The organism is Enterococcus sp. AZ149 (assembly GCF_051714285.1).
GTDB lineage: Bacteria > Bacillota > Bacilli > Lactobacillales > Enterococcaceae > Enterococcus_D > Enterococcus_D entomosocium.
Genome location: NZ_JBIORO010000001.1, coordinates 1,243,187 through 1,258,150 on the forward strand (window position 1 = coordinate 1,243,187; position 14,964 = coordinate 1,258,150).

A 14,964-nucleotide genomic window follows, 5' to 3' on the forward strand; every position below is an offset into this window, starting at 1 on the left:
AATACCTGTGAAATGGAAGAAATTAGTAACTTATCTACTCGTTGTGGGATTGATAGCTATTGGAACTGGCTTACTGTTTCATTTTACTGTTCCCAAAGCCCAACCATTGCTGACCCCTGTGGACAAGCTAGCAGCCAATGATTCGAAAAAATCCGCCATTGAATATCTCGCTCTTGGGGATTCCTTGACAGAAGGGGTTGGTGATGAAACAGCTCGTGGTGGCTTTGTGCCAATTTTGGCTGGGGATCTAGAGGATCGCTATGATTTGAGCAATTTGGTAACTAAAAATTATGGGGTCGCTGGTGAAAGAAGCGATCAGATTTTAAAGCGAGTGAAAAACGATGAAGACTTACGCCAAGATCTTAGTCAAGCGGATTTGATTACCTTGACTGTCGGCGGTAACGACGTACTAAAAGTGATTCAGAGCAATTTCTTCGGCTTGAGCATTGAGACGTTTACGGAACCGATGGAAGATTACCAGGAACGTTTAAAAGACTTGTTTGCTCAAATCCGCGATTTGAATAGTGATGCACCAATCTATGTCTTGGGCATCTACAATCCATTTTATCTGAATTTCCCAGAAATCACGGATATGCAGACGATCATTGATAACTGGAATAAACAAACGGAAACGTTCGTCAATCAGCAAGACAATGCCTTTTTTATTCCTATCAACGATTTGCTCTATAAAGGGTTAAGTGATGAGGTCGGTATTGCTGATACAGAAGAAGGAGAATCAGAGAAAACTGCCGAATCATCGGACACAGAACGCTTATCTGATTCATCGTCGACAGCTTCGGATGAATCACAAAGCAGTACTTCAACGACAACTGACTCATCGCAAACTGTCGGGAATAATATCACAAACAATGTTTTGTATGAAGGCGATCGCTTCCATCCCAATAATCTTGGGTATCAACTGATGGCGAATGCCGTTCGCGATGAAGTGATCAAAACGCAAAATTATTGGTTGCTAGAGGAGGAAGCAAAATGAAACCAAGCGAATCAACGAAGCAGCCGGAAAAAACAGCTGCAACGAAAAAAAAATCGATCAACTACTGGAAAATTGCTTTTCTAGTGTTGGTCGGTATCCTTTTAGGCACAACGGTTTTCTTTGCTTCAAGAATTTTTCAACAGCGAGAAACCGGCTTAAATGAAAGTGCTGAACTTGTTCAACGGGAGGGCAGTCCTGTTCTGACCGTTAACAGCAACAAGAGCCAGGTCAACCAATTGATTGATTTTTATCTGTCAGATTTTCAAAAAGATCAAGAGGTCAAGTATAATTTTGAGCTAAGAAATGAGGCATTGTTGACGGGAGAGTTTCAAGTATTAGGATTTCCTATCACCTTCTATCTCTATTTTGATCCTTACGTGACCGAAGAAGGTAACGTTCAATTGAAAGCCAAAAGCTTATCAATCGGCACCTTGGATCTGCCCACCAGTGAAGTAATGAAAATGATCAAACGTAGTTTTAAATTTCCTGACTGGATCGATGTCAATGCAGATGAACAAATCATTTTGATACGTTTGGATCAATTCCGTATGCAAAATGGCTTGTTTATCAAAGCCAACAAAATCAATCTTGTGGATGATGAAATTCAAATGAGTTTATATTTACCAGCTGAAACGGAGGATGAATAATGGAACGAGCAATTTTTGCCGGTGGGTGCTTTTGGTGTATGATCCAACCCTTTGATGAATTAGAAGGGGTGCATTCAATTTTTTCCGGCTATATCGCAGGACATACCGAAAATCCAACCTATGAAGAAGTCAAAAGCCATCAAACCGGGCATACTGAAGCAGTGGAAATCATTTTTGATCCTGAAAAAATCAGTTATGAAGACCTTTTGACGATCTATTGGCAGCAAACGGATCCGACAGATGCTTTTGGTCAATTTGAAGATCGCGGCGACAATTATCGTCCGGCTATCTTCTATTTTAATGAAGAGCAGCGGAAAAAAGCCGAAGCCAGCAAAGAGGTGCTTCAGGCTTCCGGTCGATTTACCGATCCGATCGTGACCACGATCGAACCAGCCCAACCTTTTTATTTAGCGGAAGAAGAGCACCAAGAGTATTATAAAAAGAATCCTGAGAATTTTGCTCGCAATCATGCCCGTAGAGCAGCCTTTTTAGAAAATCATTGGGAGCAAGAACATGCGTAAAAGTTTTTATACCTATTTAATGGCAGTCAAAGGACCGAGTCATACAGATGAGGCCCAGATCTTTGCTACTCATGCAAGTCATGATATCCAGTTTCCGAAGCACAGCGATGACTATGATGAAGTCTCTTCTTATCTGGAACTAAATGTTGATTATTTGCCATCCATGGATATTTTTGATCGTATCTGGGCAGAGTATCTCGAAAATAACAAATAAAAAAACGATTCTTCGTTTTGTATGGTTGCATAAAATCCGCAGAACGGAGCTGTTTTTTCTCAGAGAGGTGTTGTGAATGAAAGGTTTAACGACGAGCCAATATATCGTTTCTCTCGTTTGTGTCGCAATTTTGTCAGGAGGCGGTGTCTATTTATGGCAAACGGCTCAGCAAAATCAGCAGACGACGCAACCGGTGACAGAAACGACCACAGAAGCCAGCGGAATGGAGAAAATCCAGTCGCTATATGACCAAATCCTTGCGAATTATTACCAAGAAGTTGATGAGGATGCCTTGATAGAAGGTGCCCTTCAAGGGATGACTGATGCGCTAGATGATCCTTATACGACGTATTTGAACCAATCAGATGCGGATAACTTAGAACAATCACTTTCTGGAAGTTTTGAAGGGATTGGTGCTACCTTGTCAATCGTTGAAGACTATCCAGAAGTCGCACAAGCGCCGATAAAAAATACGCCTGCTGAAAAAAGTGGTCTGCGGATCAATGACCGAATCGTCAAGGTAGACGGTGAAGATACGCAAGGACAGGAATTATCTGAAGTTGTGGGAAAGATTCGTGGTGAAAAAGGGACGAAAGTCACCTTAACGATTCAACGTGATCAGGACACCTTTGATGTGGAGATCACTCGTGATGTGATCCCAATCGAAACAGTCCATGGAGAAATTGCTGAAAATAATGACACAATCGGTCGTATCGATATTACTTCCTTTGGTGAAAACACAGCAGCTGAGTTGAAAGAAACCATCACCGAACTGCGAGAAGCCGGCGCAAAGTCGTTTGTTTTGGATTTAAGACAAAATCCTGGCGGATTGCTGGACCAAGTACAGATCATGGCAAGTATGTTTTTAGAAAACGGCCAAACGATCGTGAAGTTTGCCAACAATCAAGGGGTGGTCAGTGAGACCAAAGCGAGCGAAGCATTGGATGAAGGATTCAAAGTCACAGAACCGGTCGTTGTTTTAGTCGACGGCGGCAGTGCCTCTGCATCGGAAATTTTTGCCGCAGCCTTGCAAGAATCAGCGGATATCCCAGTTGTTGGTACAGAAACCTTCGGCAAGGGAACCGTTCAGAACGTGAAGGATCTGGGGGATAATAGTGAATTAAAAATGACGGTCATGAAATGGCTGACACCGGATGAAAATTGGGTCAATGATCAAGGTGTGATGCCGGATTATGAAGAGGACTATCCAGAGTATGCGTATTTCCCGCCATTACCACGGGACAATGCCTTAAAAGCTGGACAATCATCAACGGCAGTCAATAACCTAAATCAATTTCTTAAAGCGTTAGGGTATGCCACTAGTGGTGATACCTTCAATGATGAGACGACAGCAGCAGTGAAGACTTTTCAAGAGGCTCATGATTTAAAAGTGACTGCGGAAGTCGATGCAGACACTGCCCAAGCGATCGAAAAAGAAGTAACGGAGAAACTCAAAGCAGAGGACCCAGCATATTTAAAAGCACTGTCCTTGCTTTCTGAAGAATAAACTAAGTGAAAAATTGGAGAGGAGGCAGACGTGTGGAGGCGAAAAAATTCTGGGTTGATCGTTTTTGGCTAGTAGTGAAATATGCGTTAATTGCTTTTGCAACAGCATTCTTGATTCGGGCATTCTTGTTGATCCCAGTTCCTGTTGAAGGAAATTCGATGGAAGGAACCTTAAAACAAGGAGACATGGTGGTCATTGAGAAGATTTCGCCAATCCAACGTTTTGATGTCGTTGTTTTCCAGTTGCCGGATGGTTCGACCTATATCAAGCGGGTGATTGGCTTACCGGGTGAGTCAGTGAAATATGTCAATGATCAGCTTTACATTGATGATGAACCGGTAGATGAAGATTTTCTAGTGAAGAACCGCAGCAATGATCACGAGTCTGTCTCTTACACCAATGACTTTGATTTGGAATCTTTATTAGGTGTTGAGAAATTAGGGAAAGATAGTTACTTTGTCATTGGAGACAATCGACGTGCCTCCAAAGATAGCCGTTCCTTTGGACCAATATCAGGAGAGGCCATTTTAGGCAATGCTCGTTTTGTTTATTATCCATTGACTCATATTCGATTGATTTAGTCTGTGTAAAATCAATAAATAATTAAATAATGAATCCCCCCCTTGGAATTATCCGTTGATTCCAAGGGGGGGATTTTGTCTAGCTTTTTATTCTTTTTCCAAAGGGAAATGGTTAGCATCGAAAGAAGCGTTTGTTTAGTCACTAATTGCTGTTAATTTTTTTATTTTTTCATTAAAAGCATTCGATAGTTTCTGACATAAATTCGTTTCAAAATCACGATAGCGACAAAAATCAATGATTGCCGAGTTTTCTTCGGTTGTAAAAGGGGGTAAAAGCTGTGGTGAGCTCAAAATATAAAAGTCAAAAGGTTCTTCAGTTGGCAGCGTGATCCGTTCAATTTCAACGTAGGGCAACCGTTCACATATATTAAAAACTTCCATGGAAACCAAGTAGTTAGATACATAGACAAAAGCAACTTTAAGTTTATATTTTTGTTCCTTTTCAATGTAAATGGGATAAAGCAAACAGGCTTGATAAAAAGCAAGATCGGTATAACAGGTTTTTAACCACTCATAACCTTTACGATTTGCTATTTTACGCCAAAAACTTTGAATGGTATTTGTCAAAATCGTATGTAATGGGTATTTATCCTTAATGACATTTGCTTCGAAAAAATTTGAAAGGGGGACTTTTTGCTTAAATATACAGAACTTCAGCAACGTAAGATATGTATTCATATAAAGGAACGACTGATGGTCGAAGTCAAAATCACAGAGAAATTTTTGGCAATGTTCTTCAAACTCAGTCATCAGCTCTTTTAATTCTAACTTTTCGTGATTGTAACAATCCGCTACAATCGGAAGACGCACATCTTTGGCAGAAGTCAGCATCGGCCAGTAATAAAAAAGAAAGAACAAAGAATTGATCTCAAGAATGTCTATTGCTGAATCAATGATCATAAAGAAAGCAGAGAAGAAATCAAGCTTTTCACCACTGGGGATAAATGATCGGTTCGTTAACTGATAAAGATTTGTCTTGTGACCATCCTTTAAACGAAACAGACAAATCTTGCAATGAAGTAAGGCTTCTTTTTTGCCAATTTCATACTTGCTTTTGTATTTCGTTCCTTCATAGGTAACAAAAAGCTCTTCGATCTCTTGGTCAAAGGCCTTCACCAAACTATCCCCTAAAGAAATGTGCCAGATAAAATTAAACAATAAGATGCGAATCACCATCTCTGAACCGATAAGCGTCATGGCGGATTGATTTAAGGTTACGTTGAATTCCTTTAAATGATCCTGAAGCTTTTTAGTTTGTCGGAAACAAGTCGAACGACTGATATAGTTTCTTTGGCAAAATGCCAGCAAACTTTCATCTTGGTTGGTCAAGATACTTAACAACATTTTATAAGAAATACTTTCTTGGGCTAAAAACTGTTGATATTGATTGTATTCAATCAAATTTTTAGGGAGACTAAGGGTGTTTTTATGTAATGAAAGATTTACTGGGGAGAGGTTTTGCAGGTCCTCTTGGATCGAGGAAAGTAAACTTTTCAATCTCGTTGCACTTAAATGGGTCAGATTTTTCACGAACTCTATGTTGTATTCACCCGGAGCAATTGATAGTAGTTTTCCGTAGAGTCCGATTTTGTCTAATGCTCGGGTATCTAAGAGTATTTTTTCAATCAAATGATCACCTTCTTATTTTATTAATAACTTATTTATATTACTGTGTAAAGACACGTCTCAAAACTTTTGCTTTTTTTTAGAAAAACTGAGACAAATTTTTGCCAGAGCTGTCTCATAAAGAACAAAAATAGAAATCGCATGTGAAAAACGCTAGTTTTTTTTAGTTATTAAATAACGTTGGTTAATTGGTTCCGCTTTGAAATAAAAAAACTTTTTTTATTTATGAATAACTACAGATGCGTAAATTTTTCCTGTTTTTCAGAAAATAAAAAAAAGAGGTGTCTTTCGCTTCTTTCTTGTATCATCAGCTTGTAATTTTTGATTCTTTGAAAGGAGGTCTTTTTATGTTTTTGACAAAGAGACACCACTGGTTCTCTTTCATTTTCTGTATGTTAGGGGGGATATTATTTTTCATTTATTCGAGTTTGCAAACAAATGGGATAGCAAGTGCACAAGAAGAAAATACGATCGCTATTACCGAAACGGAGCAGATCAAGTTGACAGGTCAACGGGAGGGCAATCAATTTACTTTACGATATCAGCTATCACAAAAAAACAAACAGCAACGCATCTGGCTGCAATTATATGCACTTGATGAAACGAAAGAACAACCGCTAACGAAAACGAACAACAAAGAGGTGGTTTTTATTGAGGATGAATCTGCGCAGTCTTGGCTAACAACACAAGACTTCTTGCAAACACCCTGTGAACAAGAAGTAACGTTTCAACTACCTAATGAAACAAAAAAACTGAAGTTGGCGATTCAGATTGAAAAATATGATCACGAAAATCAAGAATCGCACAAATTGGCGTCTTTGGATGAATTGATAGTTGACATTCCGCTTGCGACAGAATCTGCTTCCTCAGATAGGGTGGAAGTCAGCTCAATTGATTCACAAGCTGCAGAAACCGGCACGGAGTCAACTTCGGAACAAGTGTCGAATGAGGACTCAAAAGGTGTTTTAAACGAAGAAACGCAGGAAGAGACAAAGGAAACAGGAACAACGACAAGTTCTTCTGAAGACGAAACACTCATTGAACCGTTTAAACAAGAACGTCTTTATCAAAAAACGACCGTTTCACAGGCTTTTGCTTCGATTGAACCAGATTATACGACAGACCAAAGCGGGACGTATCCTTCGGCTAATTGGACAATTGATGAAAAGAGCAATGTCTTAAATCATCAGGGGAACAAAGATGCAGGCGAAACCTGGGATGGCGTAGCTACATGGAATGGTGATCCAGAAAATTTGACCAACTCGTATATTGAGTATGGTGGTGTGGGAGATGAAGCGGATTTTGCTTTACGGAAATTTGCAAAAGAGACGAATACTCCAGGACTGTTTGATGTCTACCTAAATGTACGAGGGAATGTTCAACGCCAAATTGATCCGATCGATGTTGTGTTGGTAGTGGATTGGTCAGGGAGTATGAATGAGATGGGACGCATCACTGAGGTAAAAAAAGGTGTGGATCGCTTTTTGAATCAAATTGAAGGAAGCGGCATTCAAGACAGTGTCTACATGGGCTATGTCGGTTATTCCAGTGATGGTAACAATTACCAAAACAAAACCTGCCAGTTAGGAAAATTTTCTGAAGTCAAAGAGACGATCCGAACGATGACGCCAGAAACAGCAGCTGGGGGGACCTTTACCCAAAGAGGGCTTCGCCAAGCTGGGGATATGCTATCAACGCAAAATGGACATAAGAAAGTCATCGTTTTGCTAACAGATGGCGTGCCGACCTACAGTTATCATGTGTCCAAAGTGCATACACAAGCAGATGGTAGTTATTATGGAACCGCCTTTTCTCTTTCTCAAGACCAGCCGATGAATACTTCACATCTCTACAACGGGTATTTTGCATCTGATCAGTACGGTAACTCTAAATGGATCAACAATACGTTTGTCGCCACGATCGGTGAGGCGATGGCGTTAAAAGAGCGCGGGATTGAGATTCACGGATTGGGGATTCAACTGCAAGGGGATCAAACAGCTGGGTATACAAAGGCCGATGTTGAGAACAAAATGAGACAGATGGTTTCTGCTGATGAAGAGGGGCATCTTTATTATGAGTCAGCCAATGAAGCAGCGGATATTGCCGACTATCTCGAGAAAAAAGCCCTTCATATTTCGGCGACAGTCACTGATGGAGAGATTACTGACCCCATTTCGCAGCCATTTTTATACGAAGAAAATAGCTTGTCCATCAAAAGTGTCGGTTCTGCTGCTCTAACGGTGCAGCCTGAGGTCACGATATCTGACAATACACTCAATGCTTCTGGTCTTTATTTAGGCGAAGGACAGGAACTGCAAATTCATTATCAAGTGCGGATTCAAACGGAAGCAGCGGATTTTAAACCAGATACTTGGTATCAAATGAATGGAGAAACGGTGTTTTATCCGAATCATCAGTCCGATCAAAAGGCATTGTTTGGTGTGCCTTCTGCCAAAGCACCTGGGAAAGAGTTGACGATCAAAAAAGTCTGGGAGGAATACGATGGCGATACGTCAAGTCGCCCAGAATCTGTCTATTTTGAAATAAGCAGAAGCCCAGTTACTAGCAAGGAGAGCTGGCAAACAGGATATCTCAAACTTACTGAGACCGATGCACAAGATCAGACAAGTTGGGAACGAAGCAAGGTTTCCGCGGTTTCTGAAAAGGATGGAACGGATTACGAAGAAACCCGTCTACTGCCGCTTTATAACAATCAAGGAGAAACGTTTAATTATCAAGTCACAAATGAACTGGCAGTATCAGGCTACGAGTCGACAAGAGTGGACGTTTCTACATGGAAAAACACAAAGACGTTTGTGCCCCTCGCATTAAATCTGATCAAAAAATCCGCTGTAGGAGAGGTGAAGCTGACAGGTGCTGTTTTTGAATTGACGGGCGCTGGAAAGACAGTAACCCTTGTGGATCAAGGGGATGGAACGTACGGGCTGCCAGCAGATACTACGTTGCAAAAAAGTCAGACGTATCGTTTAAAGGAAGTCACTGCACCGGCGGGACATCATTTGGCTAAGCAAACAGAGTGGCTGATCCATATTGATGAGCAAGGGCATGCGACGATTGATGGACAACCTGTCACACTGGTCGAGCATACGATTATCCTGGAGATTACCAATCCGTTTACAGAAATTCCAGTCGCTATTCGAAAATATACGTTGCAAAATGAGCAGCAAGTATTGTTAGCAGGCGCTGTCTTTTCTCTTCAACAAAAAACAGCAGGAGGGGATTATCAAGAAATCGCCTCAGAAACGTCGGATGATGTTGGGATGGCTGAATTTACGATCCTTGAGCCTGGCGCTTATCGTATCTCAGAAACAGCCGGTCCGCTCGGATATGATACGGTTGCCGGTGACTATGAATTTGTCGTTGGTACAGACGGAAAAATCCAGTATCAAGGGGAAAATGTCGACGGGGATGCCAACTGTTGGACCCTTACCCATGGCAATCAGTTAAAACCTTTTGATTTGGTGGTCAATAAACAGGATGAACTGGGACAAGCACTTGAGGGGGCAAAATTCCGGCTAAGTGGAAACGGACGGACTGTCGAACTGCCTGAAAACGGAGAAGCACTAGCGGTATTTCACTTCCAAGATCTCACACCCGGCAGCTATACCTTGGAAGAAACTGGTACACCCGCAGGCTATGCAGGTTTAACAGCACCTGTCCAAATCAAGATTGAAGAGGATGGTCAGGTCTTTATCGATGAAGAACGACTACCGAATCTTCTTGTTTCTGGAGAAAAGAACAATCAAATAGAATTGATCGTAACCAATCAAGTGAAAGTGTCTCTTCCTGAAACCGGAGGGAATTGGCATGGATGGATGGTCATTCTTTCAGCAAGTCTGCTAGTCCTTTTAGCTGGTAGCTATTTGCACGTTAAGCGCAAAGATAAGTCTTCATTAAAGTAATTTTTCCATTAGCGAATGAAAAACGAAAAAAAATTTAGAAGAGAGGAAAGAACAATGAAAAAGATTTTTAATCATACGAAAATGGTTTGTCTCCTATTTTTACTTTTGCCATTTGTCTTTTTTGGAACAAAAAATCAGCAAGTGTCTGCAGAGAGCAATTTGGCACAGATCCATCTCCATAAAAAGAAAATGGTCAATCTGCCAGGTTCATTGATTCAAAATAGTGGGACTGAGATGGAAGAGTTTGATCAATACCAAGGCTTAGCCGATGTCACTTTTTCTGTCTATGATGTGACAGCAGCATTTTATGAAAAACGATCTGCAGGGGCATCCGTTGAAGAAGCCAAGCGTCAAGTTCAAACCTTGACGTCTGGTTCCCCTATAGCTAGCGGGAAAACAGATGCAGCCGGTGATTTGGTTTTTGAATTGCCGAAAAAACAAGCCGATCGGGATGCAGTTTACACCATTGTAGAAGCCCCTAAAGACGGCGTTACCACTGCTGAGAATATGGTGATCGCCTTTCCCGTATATGAAATGATCCAACAAGCTGATGGCTCATATGTTTATGGAGAAGAAGAGCTAGACACGATCCATCTTTATCCGAAAAATATCGTCACAAATGAAGGAATGCTCCTTGTGAATAAGCGAGGAACGGGGGAAAACGAACCACTGAATGATGCGGAATTTGTTGTTTCAAAGCAAGAAGGACGCGAAAATACCAAGAAATACATTTTAAGTGCAGCCGATGGACTTTATACATGGACAACTGACAAACAGGCAGCGTACCGTTTTTTGACAGGCAAACAATATGCTGCTGGAGACGCTGGTATCGATGTGAGTGAGAACCAAAAAGGACAGCTAAAGATTGCGCAACTAGAAACAGGCGCCTATCAATTAGAGGAAACGAAAGCCCCAAGTCAAGCCGCCTTAATCGAGGAAGAAAGAATCAAGGATTTCTCGATTGATTCAGGAAGTAACGTTACTGTTGAGCTAACAATCAAGAATGACACAACAAATGTTACAAAAACAACACCACAATTAGACGGCAAAGACGTAGAGATCGGCGAAAGAATCCAATATCACCTAACAGTCAATATCCCATCAGGTATTCAAGATAAAGTAGGATCAGAAAACAAATACAAACATTTTCAATTGATCGATGCCCATGATCCAGCATTAACTTTTGAAAATACAGCTGAAGGAGAAACGGGCTATGCGTTGTATGATGGAGAGCAGAAAATCGATGCGACGAATTACCAAGTAACGGAAAAAGAGCATGGCTTTACGGTAACTATCAATCCAGAATTCGTGCCGCAATTAACGCCGGGAAATCAATTGCGCTTTGTGTATTATATGTATTTAAATGAACAGGCTATGCCTATCAATGGCTTTACGAATGAAGCAAATGTAGAAACGGATTTCATGACGGATCAAACGCCTCCAAGCGTGGAAGTTTTGACAGGGGGCAAACGGTTCTTAAAAGTCGATGGGGCTGTGACCGCTACCGAAGCATTGGCAGATGCAGTTTTTGTTGTACGGGATCAAGACCGTGATGATGCCAACTACCTGAAAATCGAAGAAGGAACCAAACAGGTATCTTGGGTGCAAACAGCGGATGAAGCGACGAAATTTACCACAGGGACAGATGGATTAGTTGATATCATCGGGTTAAAATTTGGCACCTACTATTTGGAAGAAGTAAAAGCACCAAAAAATTATGTACTGCTAACAAATCGCATCGCTTTTGAAGTACATGAAACGTCTTATGGAACGAAAGAGCAATTGGGAGATCCAGAAAAAGTCCCTAACCGCCGCAAAGGAACCTTACCGGCAACTGGTGGTGCCGGCACGTATTTAATGGGCGCCATCGGAGTGGTGATCGTTGGTTTAGCTGGGTGTTATTTTGTAAAACGGAAAGGGTAAGTAAATGAGATGAAAATGCACGATGACAATCAAAAGGAAAAGAAATGGCACGAAAGTACCTACTCAAAAAGTGACTTTGTTGGATGTTCTAATGGGTATTCTGCTGCTGCTAGGTGTTCTGATCATCAGTTATCCTTTTGTAAGTAATCAGCTCAACACCTTTTTGGATCAACAGTTGATCAGCTACTACCAAAGCCAAGCTAAAAAAATGAGTGAAATAGAAAAACAACAAAAAAGGAACCAGTTGGAACGAGTAAATCAAGAGCTGGCACAGCATCCCAGCAATCCTGGAATCAAAGAAACGCAAGATTTATCAGAAACAAGGGACTCAGAATCAGGCGATACACCTGATTACTATGAACGACATACGATCGGCGTTTTAAAGATCCCCGTGATTGGTGTCGCTCTCCCGATTTTTGATCAAACCACCGATACGTTGTTAAAAAGAGGAGCAACATTATTGGAGGGCGCTTCGTATCCAATAGGTGGTGAAGATACCCATGCAGTTCTGTGCGGACACCGTGGGTTAACGAGTGCAACCCTCTTTACGGATCTGCCTAAGCTGCAGATCGGCGATGAGTTTTATATCGAAACGTTTGATGATACGTTGGCGTATCAAATAGATCAGATTAAAACGGTCGCCCCTGATGATACCGAAGCACTAAAAATTGTCAAAGGCAGTGATTATGTCACCTTACTAACCTGCACACCCTATATGGTCAATAGCCATCGTTTATTGGTTCGCGGCAAAAGGGTTCCTTACAATGAAGAAAATGAAACAAGTGCCGCAAAAAAAGCAAACCAGCAGGATTTGTGGGTGCTGCTAGTTGTAAGCACCATACTATTACTACTCCTGCTGGTGATTAGCAGAATCAAAAGAAAAAAACAGCATGATTTGATCACTCCCAGTGATAAGAAGAAAAGATAGCAGGTTTTCCTCTAGATCCACTAGAAAATGACTTGTTAACCTTACTCAGAACGAAACATGTCGTGTGAAATATGGTACAATAACGAAGATAAAAGGTAGTAAAAAGCAGTCGGTCTAATGGTAAAGGTGTCAGAAAAAAGGAAGAATGAGTGGATAGACAAGCTTTTTCCAACCACTTCCCCAAAATTAAAAAGCGAGAAAGCGCGTATGACGCATGAGAATCGCGCTGAAAGCTTTACCTATGCACGAGGTTGGAACAAGAACATTGTCCTAAAGCAATTTTAGCAAAATGCCCAGTGTGACTAGTTTCTCTGATGGTTTTAGAGCAAATAGTCCTCGTTCTTGTCAGATATATACTGCATGGATTTAGACACTACTGTCTTTTTACCAATTCGAAGAAGTACCAAGGAGGAAAACGTTCAAATGACCATTCAATGGTTTCCAGGCCATATGGCGAAAGCCAGACGTGAAGTAAGTGAAAAATTAAAATTCGTGGATATCGTTTTTGAACTCGTGGACGCACGCTTGCCGATCTCATCCCGCAACCCCATGCTGGACCAATTATTACAGCAAAAACCACGATTGATCTTGATCAATAAAGCGGATTTAGCAGATCCCGTTCAAACCAAAAAATGGGAGCATTATTTCCAAGCACAAGGCTATTTAGCCTTGGCGATCAACGCCCAAGACAATCAAGGCGTCAAAGCCATTGTCCCGACGGCTAAGCAAGTCTTGAAGGAAAAAATCGCTCGTGACAAAGCCAGAGGATTGAAGCCCCGTGCGATTCGAGCGATGGTGATTGGCATTCCGAATGTCGGAAAATCAACCTTGATGAACCGTTTAGTAGGGAAGAAAATTGCTCAGACGGGTAATAAACCCGGCGTGACCAAAGGACAGCAATGGCTGCGTTTTGGGACTGATCTAGAGCTGCTAGATACGCCTGGGATCTTATGGCCAAAATTTGAAGATCCTGAGATTGGTAAAAAATTGGCATTGACGGGGGCTATTAAAGATCAGCTGATCCATTTGGATGATATCGCATTGTATGGACTTGATTTTTTTGCCCGCTATTATCCTGAAAGAATCGCCAATCGTTACCAACTAAAGGCGGAGGAAGAGGCGTTGTTAGCGCCGGACCTGTTGATGAAAATCACTGAAAAACGTGGGTATAAAGATAACTATGATCGAGGAAGCGAGCTTGTTGTCTTTGACATTCGGCAAGGAAAATTAGGCCGTTATACACTAGATCGAGTGGAGGAAATGGAAAGCCAAGATGAAACAACCGATTAAGACAATCAAAGAGCGATTATTTGATCCAACCTTTAATGACCCGGCATTTTTGCAGGAATTGCTAGCAGATGAACGCGCAGGGGTCCAAAAGCTGTTGCAACGATATGAGAAACAATTAGTCAAACAGCAGCTATTGCAGGAAAAATACGAAGAAATGATGCGTTTTGAAAACGAAGCATTTCAACAAGGCGCCCGTTTTATCGCCGGTTTAGATGAAGTGGGGCGCGGACCTTTAGCAGGACCCGTGGTGTCAGCTGCGGTGATTCTGCCTAAAGAATGCCAGATTTTGGGGTTAAATGATTCAAAACAGCTTTCTGCGAAGAAAAGAGAAGAACTGTTTATCGAAATTCAAAATAAAGCCGTTGCTGTCGGTATCGGTGTGGTTAGTCCTGAAGAAATCGATCGGATAAATATCTATCAAGCGAGCCGCCTGGCGATGAAAGAAGCTTTGATCGACTTAGCGGTCAAGCCGGAACATTTGCTCATTGATGCGATGACCATCGAGACCGACATCCCTCAACAAAGCTTGATCAAAGGCGATGCCCGCTCCATTTCGATTGCCGCAGCAAGTATCATTGCCAAAGTCTATCGTGACAATTTAATGAAAGATTTTCATGATGTGTATCCTTTTTATGGGTTTGATCAAAATGCTGGGTATGGGACCAAAGTTCATTTAGAAGGGTTAGCTGCCCATGGAATTTGCCCTATTCATCGAAAAACCTTTGCCCCAGTTAAACAATACCTATAAATTTCATCCATCCCTCTTTTTTTAGCGAATCTTATAAGTAAGATCACTAAGAAAAGAGGGCT

At 41.5% G+C, this 14,964-nt stretch carries 12 protein-coding genes; 11 read left to right on the forward strand and 1 reads right to left on the reverse strand.

All coding sequences use genetic code 11. From position 1 onward, the window contains the following. Positions 1–7 precede the first annotated feature (7 nt). The 6 genes from IGI94_RS05895 (at position 8) to lepB (ending at position 4,464) form a co-directional block, all read left to right on the forward strand. Positions 8–994 carry an SGNH/GDSL hydrolase family protein gene (locus IGI94_RS05895; protein ID WP_438899537.1) on the forward strand — a complete coding sequence of 329 codons (987 nt, stop codon included), beginning with the start codon at positions 8–10 and terminating at the stop codon, positions 992–994. Beyond that, positions 991–1,641: a YpmS family protein gene (locus tag IGI94_RS05900; protein ID WP_005236869.1), complete on the forward strand. Its 651-nt coding sequence runs from the start codon at positions 991–993 to the stop codon at positions 1,639–1,641. The genes IGI94_RS05895 and IGI94_RS05900 overlap by 4 nt, the downstream gene beginning before the upstream one ends. After that, positions 1,641–2,162 (forward strand): peptide-methionine (S)-S-oxide reductase MsrA, encoded by a 522-nt coding sequence (gene msrA / locus IGI94_RS05905; RefSeq protein ID WP_438899538.1) that lies wholly within the window; start codon positions 1,641–1,643, stop codon positions 2,160–2,162. Before IGI94_RS05900 ends, msrA begins: the two co-directional genes overlap by 1 nt. Then, on the forward strand, positions 2,155–2,376 hold the full coding sequence (locus tag IGI94_RS05910; protein ID WP_005236867.1) for a YozE family protein: 222 nt from the start codon (positions 2,155–2,157) through the stop codon (positions 2,374–2,376). Before msrA ends, IGI94_RS05910 begins: the two co-directional genes overlap by 8 nt. Before the next feature lie 76 nt (positions 2,377–2,452). Beyond that, entirely contained in the window at positions 2,453–3,883 is a 1,431-nt protein-coding gene (locus tag IGI94_RS05915; protein WP_438899539.1) for a S41 family peptidase, read from the forward strand. 32 nt (positions 3,884–3,915) lie between these two features. Continuing rightward, on the forward strand, positions 3,916–4,464 hold the full coding sequence (gene lepB, locus IGI94_RS05920; RefSeq protein WP_086299602.1) for a signal peptidase I: 549 nt from the start codon (positions 3,916–3,918) through the stop codon (positions 4,462–4,464). 135 nt (positions 4,465–4,599) lie between these two features. Here the strand turns inward: lepB and IGI94_RS05925 are convergent, their stop codons facing one another. Further along, positions 4,600–6,093: a helix-turn-helix domain-containing protein gene (locus tag IGI94_RS05925; RefSeq protein WP_005236849.1), complete on the reverse strand. Its 1,494-nt coding sequence runs from the start codon at positions 6,091–6,093 to the stop codon at positions 4,600–4,602. A gap of 344 nt (positions 6,094–6,437) precedes the next feature. Here IGI94_RS05925 and IGI94_RS05930 point away from each other — a divergent pair, with 344 nt between their 5' ends. The 5 genes from IGI94_RS05930 to IGI94_RS05950 all read left to right on the forward strand — a co-directional run bounded on the left by IGI94_RS05930 (position 6,438) and on the right by IGI94_RS05950 (position 14,902). Next, complete coding sequence (locus tag IGI94_RS05930; protein ID WP_438899540.1) at positions 6,438–10,013, forward strand: SpaA isopeptide-forming pilin-related protein; 3,576 nt, start codon at positions 6,438–6,440, stop codon at positions 10,011–10,013. 54 nt (positions 10,014–10,067) lie between these two features. Beyond that, entirely contained in the window at positions 10,068–11,936 is a 1,869-nt protein-coding gene (locus tag IGI94_RS05935; protein WP_438899541.1) for a SpaH/EbpB family LPXTG-anchored major pilin, read from the forward strand. 22 nt (positions 11,937–11,958) lie between these two features. After that, positions 11,959–12,864, forward strand: a complete 906-nt coding sequence (locus IGI94_RS05940) for a class C sortase (protein ID WP_008379656.1) — start codon at positions 11,959–11,961, stop codon at positions 12,862–12,864. A gap of 423 nt (positions 12,865–13,287) precedes the next feature. Beyond that, positions 13,288–14,154 (forward strand): ribosome biogenesis GTPase YlqF, encoded by an 867-nt coding sequence (ylqF, locus tag IGI94_RS05945; RefSeq protein WP_005229614.1) that lies wholly within the window; start codon positions 13,288–13,290, stop codon positions 14,152–14,154. Continuing rightward, entirely contained in the window at positions 14,138–14,902 is a 765-nt protein-coding gene (locus IGI94_RS05950; protein WP_016621295.1) for a ribonuclease HII, read from the forward strand. Before ylqF ends, IGI94_RS05950 begins: the two co-directional genes overlap by 17 nt. Positions 14,903–14,964 lie beyond the last annotated feature (62 nt).

What these genes read in the sequence shown, in the direction of transcription:
- IGI94_RS05900 (WP_005236869.1), top strand. Translation starts at nt 991, where the DNA reads ATGAAACCAAGCGAATCAACGAAGCAGCCGGAAAAAACAGCTGCAACG.
- msrA (WP_438899538.1), top strand. Translation starts at nt 1,641, where the DNA reads ATGGAACGAGCAATTTTTGCCGGTGGGTGCTTTTGGTGTATGATCCAA.
- IGI94_RS05910 (WP_005236867.1), top strand. Translation starts at nt 2,155, where the DNA reads ATGCGTAAAAGTTTTTATACCTATTTAATGGCAGTCAAAGGACCGAGT.
- IGI94_RS05915 (WP_438899539.1), top strand. Translation starts at nt 2,453, where the DNA reads ATGAAAGGTTTAACGACGAGCCAATATATCGTTTCTCTCGTTTGTGTC.
- IGI94_RS05930 (WP_438899540.1), top strand. Translation starts at nt 6,438, where the DNA reads ATGTTTTTGACAAAGAGACACCACTGGTTCTCTTTCATTTTCTGTATG.
- IGI94_RS05935 (WP_438899541.1), top strand. Translation starts at nt 10,068, where the DNA reads ATGAAAAAGATTTTTAATCATACGAAAATGGTTTGTCTCCTATTTTTA.
- IGI94_RS05940 (WP_008379656.1), top strand. Translation starts at nt 11,959, where the DNA reads ATGACAATCAAAAGGAAAAGAAATGGCACGAAAGTACCTACTCAAAAA.
- ylqF (WP_005229614.1), top strand. Translation starts at nt 13,288, where the DNA reads ATGACCATTCAATGGTTTCCAGGCCATATGGCGAAAGCCAGACGTGAA.
- IGI94_RS05950 (WP_016621295.1), top strand. Translation starts at nt 14,138, where the DNA reads ATGAAACAACCGATTAAGACAATCAAAGAGCGATTATTTGATCCAACC.